We start from the raw sequence: 16,866 nt of genomic DNA, 5'->3' as shown, positions 1-16,866 counted from the left end.
GGGTCAGGCGGTGGGGCGCAGCCGCTGGGAGATGACGCCGGTGATGCCGTCGCCGCGCATCGAGACGCCGTAGAGGGCGTCGGCGATCTCCATCGTGCGTTTCTGGTGGGTGATCACGATCAGCTGCGAGGTGTCCCGCAGCTGCTCGACCAGCGTGAGCAACCGGCCGAGGTTGACGTCGTCCAGGGCGGCCTCGACCTCGTCCAGGACGTAGAACGGCGAGGGTCGCGCCCGGAAGATCGCCACCAGCAGCGCCACCGCCGTCAGCGAGCGCTCGCCGCCGGACAGCAGCGACAGCCGCTTGACCTTCTTGCCGGGCGGGCGGGCCTCGACCTCGACACCGGTGGTCAGCAGGTCCTCCGGGTCGGTGAGCGTCAACCGCCCCTCGCCACCCGGGAAGAGGGTCTGGAAGACCTCGACGAACTCGCGCTGCACGTCGGCGAAGGCGGCGGCGAACACCTCGTGGATGCGGTCGTCGACCTCGCGGACGACGGTCAGCAGGTCGCGACGGGTGGCCCGGAGGTCCTCGAGCTGGGTGGTGAGGAACGCGCTGCGCTCCTCGAGCGCCGCGAACTCCTCGAGCGCCAGCGGGTTGACCCGGCCCAGCGCGGCGAGGTCCTTCTCCGCGGTGGCCGCCCGGCGCTCCTGCACCGCGCGCACGTAGGGCACCGGCTCGGGCACCGGCTCGTCCTCGGGGTGCGGCCCGGGCGCAGGCACCGGGGCGGCCGGTCCGTACTCGGCCACCAGCTGGTCCAGCTCGATGCCGTGCTCCTCCACCGCGCGGGTCTCGAGCGTCTCGATGCGCAGCCGCTGCTCGGCGCGGGCCACCTCGTCGCGGTGCACCTCACCGGTCAGCCGGTCCAGGTCCGCGGTGAGCTCGCGGACCCGGGTGCGGACGGCGAGCAGGTCGGCCTCCCGCCCCGTGCGGGCCGCGGCCAGGGCGTCGCGCTCGGCCACGGCCTGGACCAACGAGGTCTCCAGCAGCGACGACGCGTGCTCGGCCCCCGCCCGCACCTCGGCGGCGACCGCGGCGCCGCGTGCCCGGGTGCGGCGGGCCTCCTCCGCCCGCTCGCGGGTGGCTCGTTCCTGCCGGGCCTGCCGGCGCAGCGACTCCGCACGACCGTGCAGCGACCGGGCCCGCTCCTCGGCGGTGCGGACGCCGAGCCGGGCCTCGGTCTCGGTGGTGCGCAGGACGGCGACCTCGGCCCGCAGCCGGTCGCGCTCGGCCGGGGACGGCTCGTCGGCCAGGGGCTCGGCCTCGGCCTCGGCCAGCCGCGCGACCGATCCGGCCAGGGCCTCCGCCGCCTGCTCGACACCCTGCTCGGCGCGCACCCGGGCGGCGTCGGCCCGCTGGGCCTCGGCGACCGCCGAGCGCAGGTCGGCGGCCAGCCCCGCCAGCTCGCGGTCGCGGGCCGCCCGCTCGCGCTCGGCCTCGCGCCGGGCGGTGGCCGCCGCCTCGACCGCCGACCCCGCCGCCCGGTGGGCCTCCTGGGCCCGCGCGAGCTGCTCGGCGAGCTCCTGGGCGCGGGCCGTGGCCCGGCCCAGCTCGCCGTCGGCGGCGTCCACCCGGGCCCGGACCTCCAGGCCGGACGGGGCGTCGGGCTGCCCGCCGGTCGCCCGGCCCGCACCCAGCGAGTCACCGGCCGCGGTGACCGTACGGAGGTCGGGCCGGGCGGTGACGAGCGCGACCGCCGCCGCCAGGTCGGCCACGACGGCCACCCCGTCCAGCACCGCGGCCACCGCCGGCAGCAGGTCCGCCGGTACGTCCACCAGGTCCAGCGCCCACCGCGCCCCCGCGGGCAGGGCCGATCGCGGACTCCCGGCGCCCTCGCCACCGGCGACCAGGAGCCCGACCCGGCCCCCGGCGGTGTCGGCCAGGTGCTCGATCGCGTCGGCCGCCGCACGGGGTCCGGTCACCACGACCGCCTCGGCCAGACCGCCCAGCGCGGCGGCCACCGCCACCTCGTCCCCCGGGTGCACCGCCAGGCGGGCGGCGAGCGGGCCGGCCACCCCGCCCAGTGCACCGTCCGCCGCGGCGGCCAGCACCGCCGCGGCGCCGTCGGCCGGGGCCAGCCCGAGAGCCAGGGCGTCCCGCCGGGCCCGGGCCGCACCGCGGTCCCGTTCGGCCGAGCGCTCGGCGTCGGCCAGCCGGGTCACCTCTCGGGCCGCCTCGACCTGCGCGGCGCGGGCCGCCTCGTGCGCCCGCACCTGCGGGCCGGTGTCCTCGGCGCCGGACCCGTCCTCGTCGTCCTCGGGGCGGGCCGCGGACAGCCGGTCGGCCGCGGCGTCGGCCCGGGCCTGCGCCTCGCGGGCCGCCTCCACGGCCCGGGCGACCTCGGCCTCGCCGGCACTCGTGCGGGAGCGGGCCGCGGCGACCTGACCGGACAGCCGGGCCAGGCCCTCGCGCCGGTCGGCCAGCGCCCGCGCCGCGGTCACCAGCTCGCGCTCGGCGACGGCGAGGGCGGCGTCCAGGTCGGTGCGGGCCGCGGTGGCGGCCGCGAGGCGGTCGCGCTCGGCGGTCAGCTGCCCGGCCAGCTCGGTCTCGGTGGCCTCGACCCGGGCGGCCTCGTCGTCCAGCCCCTCGGGGTCACGACCGGCCGGGACGGCCACCGGTGCGGACAGGTGCCGGTGCCGCTCGCCGGCCAGCTGGGCGGTGCTGCGGAAGCGCTCGCCCAGCGTCGAGAGCCGGAACCAGGTGTCCTGGGCGGCGCTCAGCGCCGGGGCGTCGGCGGCCAGTGCGGCCTCCAGCTCGGCCTGCCGTGCCGCGGCGACGGCGAGGTCGGCCTCGACCCGGGTGCGCTGCTCGCGGGCCGCCGTCTCGTCGGCGACGTCGGCGTCCAGCGCGCCGCGCAGCGCCACGAGGTCGTCGGCGAGCAGCCGCAGCCGTGCGTCGCGCAGGTCGGCCTGGATGCCGGCGGCGCGGCGGGCCACCTCGGCCTGCCGGCCCAGCGGCTTGAGCTGGCGCCGCAGCTCGGTGGTGAGGTCGGCCAACCGGTCGAGGTTGGCCTGCATCGAGGTCAGCTTGCGGAGCGCCTTCTCCTTGCGCTTGCGGTGCTTGAGGACGCCGGCGGCCTCCTCGATGAACCCGCGGCGGTCCTCGGGACGACCCGACAGCACGGCGTCCAGCTGGCCCTGCCCGACGATGACGTGCATCTCGCGGCCGATGCCCGAGTCGCTGAGCAGCTCCTGGACGTCGAGCAGACGCACCTTGTCGCCGTTGATCTCGTACTCGCTCTCACCCGAGCGGTACATGCGCCGGGTGATGCCGACCTCGGTGTAGTCGATCGGCAGCGCGCCGTCGGCGTTGTCGATCGTGAGCGTGACCTCGGCCCGGCCCAGCGCCGGGCGGCCGGCGGTGCCGGCGAAGATGACGTCCTCCATCTTGCCGCCGCGCAGGCTCTTGGCCCCCTGCTCGCCCAGCACCCAGGCGATGGCGTCGACTACGTTGGACTTGCCCGAGCCGTTGGGCCCGACCACGGCGGTGATGCCCGGCTCGAGCCGCAGGGTCGTCGCCGCCGCGAAGGACTTGAAGCCCTTGAGCGTCAGGCTCGACAGATGCACAGGTCGGAGCTTAGGGAAGCCCGCTCGTGGCGAGCCCCCCTCAGTGCACGAGGGCGGGCTCGACCTCGGGGTGGGCCATCGTGAGCAGCTCGTGGGCGATGCGCTCGTCGCGCTCGGCGCGCAGCGCGGCGACCTCGGCCTCGAGCCGGGTGATGCGGGAGCGGAGCATCGCGATCTCCTCGGCGACGCGGAGCTCCCGGGGGGCTACGACGTGACCGAACAGGGCCTTGGCCATGGCTGAGGAGGCCTCTCGAGGTGCGGTGTGGTCCCGCGGCGACCGGGGTCGGCTCCGACGAGTGGGGCCGAGGGCGGGGCGCAGGCTGACCGACCCAGGGTGACAGCCACGGCCGCGCAGGTCAACGCGCCGGTCAGCGGCTCACCCGGACCGGACGCTGTCATCTGCGTCACGGCCGCGCCGGCGGTCAACCGGTGGTGAACCCGGATGCCCCGACGGGGTCCTCGTCGGTCGGTGCGACGTCGCGCGGGGCGCCGGGGGCGTCCGGCCCGGTCAGCGCGTCGAGGACGGCCCGGACGTCGTCCTCGGGGCCCTCGAGGACGACCTCGACGCGGCCGTCGGCCAGGTTCGTCGCCGACCCGGCCAGCCCGCGGGCGGCGGCCTGCCCCCGGACGAACCAGCGGTAGCCGACCCCCTGGACGTCGCCGGACACCAGCGCCACCACCCGGCGGGTCACGAACGCCGGGCCCGGGGTCGGGGCTGGCAGGTGGGGCAGCTGTAGCTCGACCGGTTCATGAAGGACTCCCGTCGGATCGGGGTGCCGCACCGCGGGCACGGCCGGTCCAGCTGGCCGTAGACCGCCAGGGACCGCGAGAAGTAGCCGCTCTGGCCGTTCACGTCGACGTAGAGCGAGTCGAAGGAGGTGCCGCCCTGGGCCAGGGACTCGCGCAGGACGTCCTGCACGCCCTCCACGAGGTCGGTCACCTGGGCACGGGTGAGCTTCTCGGTCGGGCGGCCCCCGTGCAGCCGGGCCCGCCACAGCGACTCGTCGGCGTAGATGTTGCCCACCCCGCCGATCAGCGTCTGGTCCAGCAGGGCCCGCTTGACCTCGGTGTGCCGGCGGCGCAGGGCGGCCGCGAAGGCGTCGACGTCGAAGTCCTCGACCAGCGGGTCGACGGCGATGTGGGCCAGCCGGCCGGGCAGACCCGCGGGGCCGGCGTCCTCGACGGCCAGGCCGCCGAAGGTGCGCTGGTCGACGAACCGCAGCTCGCGACCACCGTCGGTGAAGGTGAACCGGGCCCGCAGGTGCTTCTCCCGCGGCTCGGAGGGCTTCTCGACCAGCAGCTGACCGCTCATGCCCAGGTGCCCGACCAGCACCCGGCCGGTGGCGACGCCGTCGCGGGCCAACGGCAACCACAGGTACTTGCCGCGGCGGTGGGCGGCGGTGACGGTGGCGCCGGTCAGGTCGGCCACGAAGTGCTCGGCGCCCTCGAGGTGGCGGCGGACCGCGCGCGGGTGCAGCACCTCCGCGGTGGCGACGGTGCGGCCGGCCACCCACCGCTCGAGCCCGCGGCGGACCACCTCGACCTCGGGCAGCTCGGGCACGCCGTCAGCCCCGGGGGGTGCTGGTCGCCGACAGCGCGCGCCAGGCGTTCTGGGCGGCCATCTGCTCGGCGGCCTTCTTGGTGCGGCCGTGGCCGTCGCCGCGGGGCAGGTCGGCCAGCAGCACGGTGGCCCGGAAGGACTTCGCGTGGTCGGGGCCCTCGGACTCGATCCGGTACACCGGTGGCCCCAGCCCCTGCGCCGATCCCAGCTCCTGCAGGCTGGTCTTCCAGTCCAGGCCGGCGCCCAGCGTGGAGGACTCGACCAGCAACGGGTCGAACAGCCGGTGCACGATCGCCCCGGCCACCTCGAGCCCCAGGCCCAGGTGGACCGCCCCCAGCAACGCCTCCAGCGCGTCGGCCAGGATCGACTCCTTGTCCTGCCCGCCGGTGGTCGTCTCGCCCCGGCCCAGCAGCAGGTGCGGGCCGATGCCGCCCTCGCCCAGGGACCGGGCGACCCCGGCCAGCGAGGTCATGTTGACCACCGACGCCCGCAGCTTCGCCAACTGCCCCTCGGGGAGGTCGGGCTGGCTGCGGTACAGCTCGTCGGTGACCACCAGGCCGAGGACGGAGTCGCCGAGGAACTCCAGACGCTCGTTGGTCGGCAGGCCACCGTGCTCGTAGGCGTAGGAGCGGTGGGTCAGGGCCAACGCCAGCAGGCCGCCGGGCAGCGTGACGCCCAGGGCGTCACGCAGCCAGTCGGCGGCCCGGTCGGCGTGCTCGGTGCCCCCGGGAGGGGCGTCCGTGGTCACGTCGGGGTCGTGCTGGACGTGCAGGTCAGACCGCGATGACCTGGCGGCCGTCGTACTGGCCGCAGGTCGGGCAGGCGATGTGCGGGGGCTTGAGCTCACCGCACGCGCGGTTCGGGCACGGCGCGAGCGTGGGGGCGGTGGCCTTCCACTGCGAGCGACGCGAGCGGGTGTTCGAGCGCGACATGCGCCTCTTCGGGACAGCCACGGTCAGTTCTCCTTCGATGGGGTGAAACGGTCGGCGAGCCCGGCCCAGCGCGGGTCGAGCACCTCGTGCGAGTGGTCCGCCGGGAGGTCGTCGAGCCGCTGGCCGCAGTCGACGCACAGACCCGAGCAGTCCGGCGTGCAGGTGGGCGAGAGCGGCAGCGCCAGGACGACGGCGTCCCGGACGAGCGGCGCGAGGTCGAGGTGCTCGCCGTCGATGCGGCGGACCTCGTCCTCCTCGCTGGTGGCTTCGGTGGTGCTGCCCTCGTAGGCGAACAGCTCCTGCACGTCCAGGTGCAGGGTGTCCTCGACCGGCTCGAGGCAGCGGGCGCACTGGCCGGTGACCGGGGCGTCGACCTCGCCGGAGACGAGCACGCCCTCCATGACCGACTCCAGCCGCAGGTGCAGCTCGACGGGGGCGCCCTCGGGCACGGCGATCATCTCGATGCCCCAGCGCTCCTGCGCCGGCACCGTCTTCTCCCAGTCACGCATCGACCCGGCGCGACGACCCAGCTCGCGCAGGTCGACCTTCCAGGGGTCGCCACCGGGGCGCCGGGCGTCGGGGGACGCGGCGCCTCGGCGGGGCGAGGAGGCAGCAGGCATGACGGATTCTCTGTGCTCGGGGGCGGGTGTCACCGCAGGGCGTGCAGGGCAGCGCATGCGGGAGCAACCCAGGTTACACCGGGCCGCGGGTCGGGCGGACAGGGCGGGGTGGACGGGGTCAGGGCTGGCGGAGCTGGCTGCGCGCGGCCTCGACCGACCGCACCATGTGGCCCAGCGTGGTGCCGAAGTCGGCCAGCCGGCTGTCGACGTACTCGTCGACCTCGGTGCGCATGCGGGCCACCTCGGCCGCGGTCTGCTCGCCCAGCTCGTCGGCCCGGCCGACGGCGCCCCGGTAGACCTCGGTCTCGGTGATCAGCCGGTCGTGCTCGGCCTGGCCGGCGGCGACGAGCGCGGCCTGCTGCGTGCGGGCGTCGGCGAGCAGCTCGGCGGCCTGCTGGTCGGCCTCGGCCAGGATCCGGTCGGCCTCGGCCTCGGCGCGGGACAGCAGGTCCTCGACCTCGGCCTGGGCCTGGGTGATGAGCTCGTCGCGCTGGCGCCGGGCGGTGCCGATCAGCTCGTCGCGCTGGCGCCGGGCGGTGGTGACCACCTGCTCGGCCTCGGTGCGGGTGCGCCCGGTGAGCCGCTCGGCCTCGGCCTGGGCCTGCTCGAGGATCTCGGTGCGCTGCTCGACGATCGCGCCCGCCTGCTGCACCTCCTCGGGCAGCCCCTCGCGGAGGTCGTCCAGCAGGTCCAGCAGGTGGTCGCGCGGGACCATGCAGGAGGACGACATCGGCACGCTGCGGGCGTTCTCGATGACCGAGGCCAGTTCGTCGACGACCTCGTACAACCGGTACACGACCTCGGTCACGACTCCCCCTCCCGCTCGCGCCGGGCCACCAGCCGGCTGTTGACCCCCGGCGGCACCAGGTGCGAGACGTCCCCGCCGAAGGCGGAGATCTGCTTGACCAGGCTGGAGGACAGGTGCCCGACCTGCGGCGCGGTGGGCACGAAGAGGGTCTCGACGCCGGCCAGCTCGCGGTTCATCTGGGCCATCTGCAGCTCGTACTCGAAGTCCCCGACGGCCCGCAGGCCCTTGACGATGACCGGGACGTCGTGCGCCGTGCACCACTGCACCAGCAGCCCGGTGAAGGAGTCGACGGTGACGTTGGGCAGGTCGGCGGTGGCCTCGCGCAGCAGCGCCATGCGCTCGTCGACGTCGAACAGCCCGGCCTTGCCGGGGTTGACGAGCACCGCGACGACCAGCTCGTCGTAGAGCGCGGCGGCCCGGGTGATGACGTCGACGTGCCCGTTGGTGACCGGGTCGAAGGAACCCGGGCAGACCGCTCGTCTCATGCTGCCCTCACGCTGCGCGACCGTACCGGAGCACGGCCTCCCCGTAGCGGCGGTCGCGCAGTGCGGTCAGGGGTGTCGGCCACTCCCAGGGGGCCTCGCGGGAGGGCCGCTCGACCACCAGCACGGCCTCGGGGGCCAGCCAGCCGCCCTCGTGCAGGGCGGTGAGCACCGCCAGCACGACGGCGGGCTCGACCGCGTAGGGCGGGTCGGCCAGGACCAGGTCGAAGGGGACGGCGGCCGGGCGCGCGACCACCGCCGGCACCGAACCGGGCACGACCGTGGCCCCCGGCAGGCCCAGCGCGGCGACGTTGGCCCGCAGCACCGGCAGCACCTTCGGGCCCGACTCGACGAGCACCGCCTCGGCCGCCCCGCGGGACAGCGCCTCCAGACCCAGCGCACCGGACCCGGCGTACAGGTCGAGCACGCGGGCGCCGGGGAGGTCCAGCAGCGAGCCCAGGCTGTTGAACAGCGCCTCGCGGGCCCGGTCACCGGTGGGGCGCACCCCGCTGGCCGGCACCTTGAGCACCCGACCGCGCGCCGACCCCGCGATGATCCGCGTCATGCCCGCTCCAGCCAGTCGGCGCGGTCCCCGGCGTTCAGCGCCGCGACGGCGGCGGCCAGCTCGGGGTGCTCGGCCAGCCCGAGGTCGGTCTCGAGCAGGCCGGCGGCCTCGCTGCGGGCGGCGGCGATGAGCTCCTCGTCGTGCAGCAGCGACAGCAGCTTCACCCCGGACCGGCGTCCGGACTGCGCCGCCCCCAGGACGTCGCCCTCGCGGCGGGTCTCGAGGTCCAGCCGGGCCAGCTCGAAGCCGTCGGTGGTGGCCGCCACCTGGGCCAGCCGCACCCCGGTGGAGGAGGACACGGGGGCCTCGCTGACCAGCAGGCACAGGCCGGGGTGCTTGCCCCGGGCGACCCGGCCGCGCAGCTGGTGCAGCTGGCTGACGCCGAACCGGTCGGCGTCCATGACCACCATGACCGTGGCGTTGGGGACGTCGACGCCGACCTCGATGACCGTGGTGGCCACGAGGACGTCGACCTCGCGCTGGGCGAAGGCCCGCATGCGGGCCTCCTTCTCCTCCGCCGTGAGCCGACCGTGCAGCACCTCGACCCGCAGCCCGGCCAGCGGACCGCCGCGCAGCTGCTCGGCGACGTCCAGCACGGCCAGCGGCGGACGGCGCTCGGCGTCGCCGGCCGGTGCGCCGTCGGCGTCGTCGGGCCCCTCGCCGGCCGGTTCGTCGTCGCCGATCCGCGGGCAGACGACGTAGGCCTGCCGGCCCTGGGCGACCTCCTCGCGGACCCGCTCCCACGCCCGCCCCAGCCAGGCCGGCTTCTCGCGCACGGGCACCACCGAGCTGCTCACCCCGCCGCGGCCGGCCGGGAGCTGACGCAGGGTGAGCGTCTCGAGGTCGCCGTAGACGGTCATGGCCACCGTGCGCGGGATGGGGGTCGCGGTCATCACCAGCACGTGCGGGGGACGCTGGCCCTTGGCGCGCAACCGGTCGCGCTGCTCGACGCCGAACCGGTGCTGCTCGTCGACGACGACCAGCCCGAGGTCGGCGAACTCGACCCCCTCGCTCAACAGCGCGTGGGTGCCCACGACGATGCCGGCCCGCCCGTCGGCGACCTCGGCCAGCGCGGCCCGCCGGGCGGCCGTGCGCAGCGAGCCGGTGAGCAGGGTGACCCGGGTGCCCTCGGCGTCGCCGTCGAGCTCACCGGCCCGGCCCAGCGGCCCGAGCAGACCCGCGATGCCCCGCGCGTGCTGGGCGGCGAGCACCTCGGTGGGGGCCAGCAGGGCGGCCTGGCCGCCGGCGTCGACCACCTGGGCCATGGCCCGCAGCGCCACCACGGTCTTGCCCGACCCGACCTCGCCCTGCAGCAGGCGGTGCATCGGCTGCTCGCGACCGATCTCGGCGGCCAGGGCCTCGCCCACCTCGCGCTGGCCGTCGGTGAGGTCGAAGGGCAGCAGGCCGTCGACGGCGTCGGCCAGACCACCGGGCCGCCGGGGACGGGCGATGCCGGGCTCGAGGCTCGCGGCCCGCCGCCGCGCCGCGAGGGTGACCTGCAGGACCAGGGCCTCGTCCCACTTGAGCCGGTGGTCGGCGCGCTCGACGTCGTCGGGGGTCTCGGGGTGGTGCTTGAGCCAGATCGCCCGGGCCAGCGCCATGAGCCCGTGCCGACGGCGCACCGGCGCCGGGACCGGGTCGGCGGCCAGGAGCTGGTCGGCGGCGGCCGGGGAGTCGAGGACGAGCTTGAGCGACTTCTGCAGGACCCAGCTGGACACGCTCTTGCTGGCCGGGTAGATCGGCAGCATCGCCGTGGCCCACTCGTCGGCGTCGGTGGACTCGTCGAGCAGCTGGCAGTCGGGGTGGTTGAACTGCAGCTGGCCGTGCCAGCTGCTCACCGTGCCGGCGAACAGCCCCCAGGCGCCGACGGCGAGGCGGGCGTGCTTGTGGTTGAAGAACACCAGCCGCATCGAGCCCTCGCCGTCGCCCACCGTGACCTCGGTGATGCTGCCGCGCCGGTTCTTCATGGGCCGGGTGTCGACCTTGCGCACCTGGCCCAGCACGGTCACCCGGTCGCCCACCTGCAGGTCGGTCAGCCTGGTCATCTCACCGCGCCGGGCGTACCGGCTCGGGTAGTGCCGCACCAGGTCGCGCACCGTGTGCAGCTGCAGCTCGTCGGCCATGGCCTTCGCGGTGCGGTCGCCGACGACCTTGGTCAGCGCGGTGTCGAGGGCCAGCACTCACTCCACCCCGATCAGCAACGGCCGGGCGCCCTGACCCAGCGGGTGGAGGGCCACCTCGACCGTGGGGTGCCGCGCGGCCAGGTGCGCGGCGGCGGCCTCGGCGAGCCGCCCGCCCAGCAGCGTGACCAGCTCGCCGCCGCCGGCCAGGAGCCGGTCCAGCAGCTCGCAGGTCACGGTCAGCTGCGCGGCCCCGATCACCACGACGTCGCCCTCGACGACCCCCAGGGCGTCGCCGGGGTGGCAACGCCCGGCCGAGGTCAGCGCCTCGGTCTCGGCGAGCACGACCTCGGCCCACCGGGTCGCCGACGCCGCGTCGGTCATGGAGATGACGTCGTCGGCGAAGCGCTGCTGCGGGTCGGCCACCGCGACCGCGGCCAGGCCCTGCACGGGCGACCGCGTGGGGACGACGGCGACGTCGCGGCCCTCGCCGCGGACCCGGGCGGCGACCCGCCCCACCGGCCCCACCAGCTGCGGGTCGTCGGGCAGGAGGACGACGTCGGCCGCCCCGGAGGCCAGGACCGCCGCGGCCACGGCCTCCTCGACGGCGGTGACCGCGGCGGTGTCGTCGCGGTCGGCCGGCACCTGCACCACCAGGACCTGGACCCCCTCGCCCCCCAGCAGCTCGGCCAGCCCCTCGGCGGCCGGGCCCGCGGGGACCAGCGCGACGGTGGCCCGCACCCCGGCCACCGGGGCCGGCACCCGGACCGGGGCCAGCGCGGTGACCGCGATGTGGTGCGGGCGGCCCGCACGGATGCCGGCCTCGATCGCGGCACCGACGTCGTGGACGTGGACGTGGACGTTCCACTCGCGACCCGTGGGGGTGTCGACGCCGACGACGACCAGGCAGTCGCCCAGCCAGCCCAGCTCGGTGCGCAGCCGCTCGACGGCCTCCTCGGAGGAGTCGGCCAGCAGGAACTGCACCTCGCTGCCCGGGTCGACCGCGACCCGGTGCAGGTCGGCCGCGGGGTCGTGGCGGTGCGGCCGCAGTGCACGGCGGGCCAGCGGCGGGCGGTCGGGCTCGCTGCCGGTGACCGTGGTGACCAGGGCGTCGAGGACGACGCACCAGCCCGCCCCGCCGGCGTCGACGACCCCGGCGTCGCGGAGCGCGGCGAGCTGGTCGGTGGTGCCGTGCAGGGACCGCCGCGCACCGTCGGCCGCAGCACGCACCACCTCGGCCAGCGCGACCCGACCCTGGTCGACCGCCGCCCCGGCGGCCTCGGCCGCCGACCGGGCGACGGTCAGGAAGGTGCCCTCGGTGGGCTCGGCCACCGCGGCGTAGGCGGTGCGCGCGGCACGCAGCAGAGCCGCCGCGAACGCCGAGCCGTCGACGGGGCCGGCTCCGGCCAGGTCGTCGGCCAGCCCGCGCAGCAGCTGGGCCAGGATGGCGCCGGAGTTGCCGCGGGCGCCGAGCACCGCGCCCCGGGCCCACCGGGTCCACACCGACTCGCCGCCGTCGGGCCCCTCGGACGGTTGCGCCGCCTCGGCCGCGGCCTGCGCGGTGAGCAGCAGGTTCGTGCCGGTGTCGCCGTCGGGGACGGGGAACACGTTGAGCTCGTCGAGCCGCCCCCGGGAGGCGCGCAGCGCGTCGACGGCGGTGCGGCTCCAGCGGCCGACCGCGGCCTCGTCCAGCGCCGTGAGCACGTGCCGGAGGCTACCGGTGGCCACCGACACCCCGGGCCCGCCGACCACGCGGGTGGCCGACCGGCTACAGTGGACCAGCAATCTGCGCGGGTGGTTCGACCCCGCACCTTCTGAACGTCTTCTCTAGGAGTGATCCACCGTGGCTGCCGTGTGCGATGTGTGTGGCAAGGGGCCCGGTTTCGGCATGTCGGTGTCTCACTCGCACCGCCGGACGCCGCGCCGTTGGAACCCGAACATCCAGGCTGTCAAGGCCGTCCTCGGCAACGGCACCCGCCGTCGCGTGAACGCCTGCACCAGCTGCATCCGGGCCGGCAAGCTCACCCGCAGCAGCTGACGCACCGCCCTCCCGCAGGGCGAGGCAGCACCCCGACCCCGGTCACCCCACGGTGATCGGGGTCGATGGCGTCCGGGCCCCTGCAGGCAGGTCTCCGCACCGGAGGACTTAGCATCGCGCCGGTGCACTTCCGCCGTGATCCCGAGCCCCTCCCCGCCGGCCCCGACACCCCCGGCCGTCCCGGCCGTCGTCGTGACCCCGCCGTCGACGAGGCCGTGAAGACCGCCGTCCTCGACCTGCTGGCCGAGCGCGGGTGGGACGGCGTCTCGATGGACGCGGTGGCCGCGCGCGCCAAGGTGGGCAAGGCCAGCATCTACCGGCGCTGGTCCTCGCGGGTGCAGATGGTCGCCGAGACGATCGCGGAGCTGAACCGGGGCGAGGTCACCGCGCCGGACACCGGCACGCTGCGCGGTGACCTGCTCGAGGTGGTCGGGGCGATGGTCGCCACCCTGCGCGGTCCGCTCGGCGACGCCTCGCGGGCCGTCATCGGGGTGCTGGCGCACGAGCCGGACCTGGCCACGGCGTTCCAGGAGGGGTCGCTGGCCATCTGGCGCGAGGCGTTCGGGCAGGTCTTCGGCGCGGCGATCGCCCGCGGCGAGCTCGACCCCGCCCGGCTGGCCACCACGGCCGCCGAGGCCGGCCCCGCGGTGGTCATGCAGCGCTGGCTGGTCATGGGCCAGCCGCTCGAGGACGACCTGGTCCACGAGGTCGTCGACGACGTCATGCTCCCGCTGCTGACCCGCTGATCCCCCGGGAGAGCGCGGCGGCCACCACCAGGTCGACCACCAGGTCGTGGTCGAGCACGGTGGAGTCCAGCACCAGGTGGTAGTGCCGGGCCTCGGCCGGGTCGCAGCGGTGGTAGTGCCGCACGTAGGCCGACCGGGCCCGGTCGGCGGCCACCAGCTCGCGCCGGACGTCGTCCTCGGCGCGACCCAGGTGGGCCACCGCGGCCCGCAGCCTGCGGTCCTCGGGACCGTCGAGGCGTACGTGCAGCGCGTCGGGGCGGTCCCGCAGCACCAGGGCCGCCGCCCGCCCCAGGACGACGCCGCCGGCACCGTCGGCGATCTCGGTGACCACCTGGTCGGTCTGGGTGCGGAAGCTGCGCTCGTCCGGTGCCGAGGCCGCCGGCAGGACCCCGCCGACCGGGTCGGGCATCGTGCCCAGCGAGGCGACCACCCGCCACAGCCCGCGCACGACCACCTCGTCGTTGGCCTCGGCCTCCTCGACCGGCACCCCCAGCCGCAGTGCCACCTGCGCGGGGATGACCCGGTCGTGGAAGGGCAGCCCCAGCCGTCGGGCGACGGCCGGGGCGATCTCCGCACCCCCGCACCCGAACGTCGCCGACACCGTGACGATCCCCATCAGGACACCCCTCCCAGCTCCTTGCCGAGGAACACCGCACCGGTGGCCCCGGCGTAGACGCCGTACCCGGCGACCGGTGTGTACCCGGCCCGGGCGTACAGCGCCAGCGCCTCGGGCTGCCGGTCGCCGGTGTTGAGCACCGCGCGCCGGTGACCGGCGGCGGTCGCGGAGCGCTCGAGGTGGGCCAGCACGGTGTCCGCGATCCCCCGGCGCCGCGCGCCCGGGACCACGTACATGCGCTTGACCTCGACGGTGCCCGGCCCGTGCACGCGCCACGCCCCGCAGCCCACCGCTCGTCCCTCGACCTCGGCGACGAGCAGCAGACCACGGGGCGGCAGCACCTCGGCCGGGTCGACCTCCATCGCGTCGCGGCCGCCGTACCGGACGACGTACTCCTGCTGGACCGCCTCGACCAGCTCGCGCACCTGCGGGTCGTCGTACCCGGCCGCCCGCAGGACCACCTCGGCCCGGCCCGTGCCCGGCTCAGCCGAAGTGCACATGCCCCGGCACCTCCCCCAGCCCCTCGGCGACGTCGGCGGCCGGGATGCCGTCGACCCGCACCCCGGCCGGGCCGGCCTCCACCACCCCGATCCGCACGAACCCGGCGGGCAGGTCGGCGGCCGCGGGGAAGGTGGCCAGGATCGCGTGGTCCTCGCCGCCGGTCAGCACCCACGCCAGCGCGTTCCCACCGCCGGCCGCCGCCACCTGCGCCAGCGGACCCTCGGGCTCGACGAAGGACTGCAGCGTGCCCCGGTCGAGGTCCAGCACGACCGACGACGCCTCGGCCAGGTGGCCCGCGTCGGCCAGCAGGCCGTCGCTGACGTCGCACATGGCGGTCGCGCCGGCGTCGGCCGCGGCCGGCCCCGCCGCGTAGGGCGGGGACGGCCGGCGGTGCGCGGTCACCACCGCGTGCGGGGAGGTGAAGCCGCGGCGCAGCACCGCCCAGCCGCACGCCGACCACCCCAGCCGACCGGCGACGGCCACGACGTCCCCGGGCCGCGCGCCGTCCCTGGTCACCGGCGTCCGGCCCTGCAGGTCCCCGAGCACGGTCACCGAGAGCACGACCGCGGCGCTGTCCGGGGCGCTGGCCACGGTGTCCCCGCCGACGACCGCGGCTCCGTGCGGCGCGCACTCGGCGGCCATGCCGGCGGCCACGCCCTCCAACCAGGCGGTCGGCGTCCCCGCGGGGCAGGCCAGCCCTACCAGCAGCGCGGTGGGCACGGCGCCCATGGCGGCGACGTCGGCCAGGTTGGCCGCCGCGGCCTTGTGCCCGACGTCCTCCGCGGAGGACCAGTCCCGCCGGAAGTGCCGACCCTCGACGAGGACGTCGGTGCTGGCCACGACCCGGCCGTCGGGGGTGCGGACGACCGCGGCGTCGTCCCCGGGCCCCACGTCGGCCAGCGCAGCGGTCCCGGCGCGGGCCACCACCCGGTCGATGACGCCGAACTCGCCGACCGCCCCGACGGTGTCCGCGCCGTCCGCCGGGAGGTGGGGACGCGTCACCGGGCCCTCCCGGTCGCTGGGGTACGTTGCCGTCCTGCCCGCCGTCCGGCGGTCTCGACGCCCTGCCCGAGGAGGGTTCTCCAGTGGTCCACGCCTACATCCTGATCCAGACCGAGGTCGGCAAGGCCGCCGCGGTCGCCCAGACCATCAGCGGGATCGACGGCGTCACCAAGGCCGAGGACGTCACGGGCCCCTACGACGTGATCGTCCGCGCCGAGGCCGGCTCGGTCGACGAGCTGGGTCGCCTGGTCGTGGCGCGCGTGCAGTCCGTCGACGGCATCACCCGCACGCTGACCTGCCCCGTCGTCAACCTCTGAGGCCACTCCCCTGAGCGACGACACCGGGACCGACACCGCACCCGGCACCGCACCCGACACCGGTGCCGACACCACCCGTGCGGCCGACCCCACCCGGCGCGCGGCGATCGTGGCCACCGCGGTCGCGGTGCCGGTGGTCGTCGCCCTTCTGGTGCTGATCCGGGTGCTGGGCCCCGGTGACGACGACGCCGCGGCCGACGTGACGGGTGCGACCCCCACCCAGCGCGACGACAGCACCGTCGAGGTGCAGACCCCGCCGATCACCCCCGAGGCGGACGCCGCCTGCCCGGCGCTGATGAGCCAGCTCCCGCTGGAGCTGGCCGGCGACGACAGCCGGCGGGTGGCCTCCGACTCGCCGTACGCCTACGCGTGGGGGGACCCGGCGACGACGTTGGTCTGCGGCGTCGACCAGCCCGACTACCCCGCCGACGCCCTGCTGTTCACGATCAACGGCATCACCTGGTTCGTCGACACCGACGACCCCACGGTCAACGTCTGGACGACGGCGGACCGCACCGTGGCGGTCCAGCTCCGCATCCCGTCGAGCACCGACGGCGCTGCGGGCACCGCGCTGAGCCCGCTCATCGCCAGCGCGATCCCGGCGCGATGACCCCCACCCGCTGCCCGTGCGGCACCGGGCTCACCTACCCCGAGTGCTGCGGGCGGCTGCACGACGGGTCGGGCGCGGCCGGCACCGCCGAGCAGCTGATGCGGTCGCGGTACAGCGCGTTCGTCGTCGGCGACACCGGCTACCTGCTGACCACCTGGCACCCGGACACCCGACCGCCGTCCCTCGAGCTGGACGACCGGACCCGCTGGCTGGGCCTGGACGTCCTGGCCACCGAGGGCGGGGGGCTGCTGGCCGCCGAGGGCGTCGTGGAGTTCCGCGCCTCCTACCGGGCCGACGGGCGCCGGGGGGCGCAGCACGAGCGCAGCCGGTTCACCAGGGTCGGCGGGCGCTGGTGCTACCTGGACGGCGTCGCCCTCCCCTGAGCCG

The 16,866-nt window shown here is 76.3% G+C and carries 20 protein-coding genes; 5 read left to right on the top strand and 15 right to left on the bottom strand.

Annotated elements, in window-relative coordinates:
• Nucleotides 1-3 precede the first annotated feature (3 nt).
• The 12 genes from smc to BLS67_RS08180 form a co-directional block, all read right to left on the bottom strand.
• Complete coding sequence (gene smc, locus BLS67_RS08235) at nt 4-3,561, bottom strand: chromosome segregation protein SMC (protein ID WP_091242807.1); 3,558 nt, start codon at nt 3,559-3,561, stop codon at nt 4-6.
• A gap of 40 nt (nt 3,562-3,601) precedes the next feature.
• Complete coding sequence (locus BLS67_RS08230; protein ID WP_091242803.1) at nt 3,602-3,796, bottom strand: hypothetical protein; 195 nt, start codon at nt 3,794-3,796, stop codon at nt 3,602-3,604.
• Between the two features lie 187 nt (nt 3,797-3,983).
• Nucleotides 3,984-4,229 carry an acylphosphatase gene (locus BLS67_RS08225; protein WP_242653919.1) on the bottom strand — a complete coding sequence of 82 codons (246 nt, stop codon included), beginning with the start codon at nt 4,227-4,229 and terminating at the stop codon, nt 3,984-3,986.
• A gap of 20 nt (nt 4,230-4,249) precedes the next feature.
• Complete coding sequence (gene mutM / locus BLS67_RS08220) at nt 4,250-5,122, bottom strand: bifunctional DNA-formamidopyrimidine glycosylase/DNA-(apurinic or apyrimidinic site) lyase (RefSeq protein WP_091242795.1); 873 nt, start codon at nt 5,120-5,122, stop codon at nt 4,250-4,252.
• Between the two features lie 4 nt (nt 5,123-5,126).
• The gene (gene rnc, locus BLS67_RS08215) at nt 5,127-5,870 is read right to left on the bottom strand and encodes a ribonuclease III (protein ID WP_091242792.1); all 744 of its coding nucleotides are present in this window, start codon (nt 5,868-5,870) and stop codon (nt 5,127-5,129) included.
• Between the two features lie 25 nt (nt 5,871-5,895).
• Entirely contained in the window at nt 5,896-6,075 is a 180-nt protein-coding gene (rpmF, locus tag BLS67_RS08210) for a 50S ribosomal protein L32 (protein WP_091242789.1), read from the bottom strand.
• A 2-nt stretch (nt 6,076-6,077) separates the two neighbouring features.
• The gene (locus BLS67_RS08205; protein WP_091242785.1) at nt 6,078-6,674 is read right to left on the bottom strand and encodes a YceD family protein; all 597 of its coding nucleotides are present in this window, start codon (nt 6,672-6,674) and stop codon (nt 6,078-6,080) included.
• 118 nt (nt 6,675-6,792) lie between these two features.
• A complete protein-coding gene (locus BLS67_RS08200; protein WP_091242782.1) occupies nt 6,793-7,482 on the bottom strand; it encodes a hypothetical protein in 690 nt (229 codons plus the stop codon).
• Nucleotides 7,479-7,967: a pantetheine-phosphate adenylyltransferase gene (gene coaD, locus BLS67_RS08195; protein WP_091242778.1), complete on the bottom strand. Its 489-nt coding sequence runs from the start codon at nt 7,965-7,967 to the stop codon at nt 7,479-7,481. The genes BLS67_RS08200 and coaD overlap by 4 nt, the downstream gene beginning before the upstream one ends.
• 7 nt (nt 7,968-7,974) lie before the next feature.
• Nucleotides 7,975-8,529 (bottom strand): 16S rRNA (guanine(966)-N(2))-methyltransferase RsmD, encoded by a 555-nt coding sequence (gene rsmD, locus BLS67_RS08190; protein WP_091242775.1) that lies wholly within the window; start codon nt 8,527-8,529, stop codon nt 7,975-7,977.
• On the bottom strand, nt 8,526-10,709 hold the full coding sequence (gene recG, locus BLS67_RS08185; RefSeq protein ID WP_242653918.1) for an ATP-dependent DNA helicase RecG: 2,184 nt from the start codon (nt 10,707-10,709) through the stop codon (nt 8,526-8,528). Before recG ends, rsmD begins: the two co-directional genes overlap by 4 nt.
• Nucleotides 10,710-12,353, bottom strand: coding sequence for a DAK2 domain-containing protein (locus tag BLS67_RS08180; protein WP_091243174.1), 1,644 nt, complete (start codon nt 12,351-12,353; stop codon nt 10,710-10,712). It lies immediately after the preceding gene.
• 139 nt (nt 12,354-12,492) lie between these two features.
• Here BLS67_RS08180 and rpmB point away from each other — a divergent pair, with 139 nt between their 5' ends.
• The gene (gene rpmB / locus BLS67_RS08175) at nt 12,493-12,687 is read left to right on the top strand and encodes a 50S ribosomal protein L28 (RefSeq protein WP_091242771.1); all 195 of its coding nucleotides are present in this window, start codon (nt 12,493-12,495) and stop codon (nt 12,685-12,687) included.
• 122 nt (nt 12,688-12,809) lie between these two features.
• Nucleotides 12,810-13,433 (top strand): TetR/AcrR family transcriptional regulator, encoded by a 624-nt coding sequence (locus tag BLS67_RS08170; protein ID WP_165617514.1) that lies wholly within the window; start codon nt 12,810-12,812, stop codon nt 13,431-13,433.
• Here the strand turns inward: BLS67_RS08170 and BLS67_RS08165 are convergent.
• Genes BLS67_RS08165 through BLS67_RS08155 form a run of 3 tightly spaced genes read right to left on the bottom strand, consistent with a single transcriptional unit; the run spans nt 13,408 to nt 15,552 of the window.
• Nucleotides 13,408-14,049, bottom strand: a complete 642-nt coding sequence (locus BLS67_RS08165; protein WP_207500413.1) for a cytidylate kinase-like family protein — start codon at nt 14,047-14,049, stop codon at nt 13,408-13,410. The two genes, BLS67_RS08170 and BLS67_RS08165, sit on opposite strands and share 26 nt — an antisense overlap.
• Nucleotides 14,049-14,549, bottom strand: a complete 501-nt coding sequence (locus BLS67_RS08160) for a GNAT family N-acetyltransferase (RefSeq protein WP_091242764.1) — start codon at nt 14,547-14,549, stop codon at nt 14,049-14,051. Before BLS67_RS08160 ends, BLS67_RS08165 begins: the two co-directional genes overlap by 1 nt.
• Nucleotides 14,533-15,552 (bottom strand): thiamine-phosphate kinase, encoded by a 1,020-nt coding sequence (locus tag BLS67_RS08155; RefSeq protein ID WP_091242762.1) that lies wholly within the window; start codon nt 15,550-15,552, stop codon nt 14,533-14,535. The genes BLS67_RS08160 and BLS67_RS08155 overlap by 17 nt, the downstream gene beginning before the upstream one ends.
• 83 nt (nt 15,553-15,635) lie before the next feature.
• Here BLS67_RS08155 and BLS67_RS08150 point away from each other — a divergent pair, with 83 nt between their 5' ends.
• From BLS67_RS08150 to BLS67_RS08140, 3 genes are all read left to right on the top strand, one after another.
• Nucleotides 15,636-15,869: an Lrp/AsnC family transcriptional regulator gene (locus BLS67_RS08150; RefSeq protein WP_091242759.1), complete on the top strand. Its 234-nt coding sequence runs from the start codon at nt 15,636-15,638 to the stop codon at nt 15,867-15,869.
• A gap of 109 nt (nt 15,870-15,978) precedes the next feature.
• The gene (locus BLS67_RS08145) at nt 15,979-16,479 is read left to right on the top strand and encodes a DUF3515 family protein (RefSeq protein WP_242653917.1); all 501 of its coding nucleotides are present in this window, start codon (nt 15,979-15,981) and stop codon (nt 16,477-16,479) included.
• Nucleotides 16,476-16,862, top strand: coding sequence for a YchJ family protein (locus tag BLS67_RS08140; RefSeq protein WP_091242752.1), 387 nt, complete (start codon nt 16,476-16,478; stop codon nt 16,860-16,862). The genes BLS67_RS08145 and BLS67_RS08140 overlap by 4 nt, the downstream gene beginning before the upstream one ends.
• Nucleotides 16,863-16,866 lie beyond the last annotated feature (4 nt).

Source organism: Klenkia soli, assembly GCF_900103975.1.
Classification (GTDB): domain Bacteria; phylum Actinomycetota; class Actinomycetes; order Mycobacteriales; family Geodermatophilaceae; genus Klenkia; species Klenkia soli.
The sequence above is the reverse complement of the archived record's forward strand: the minus strand, read 5'-3'. Positions and strand labels throughout refer to the sequence as shown.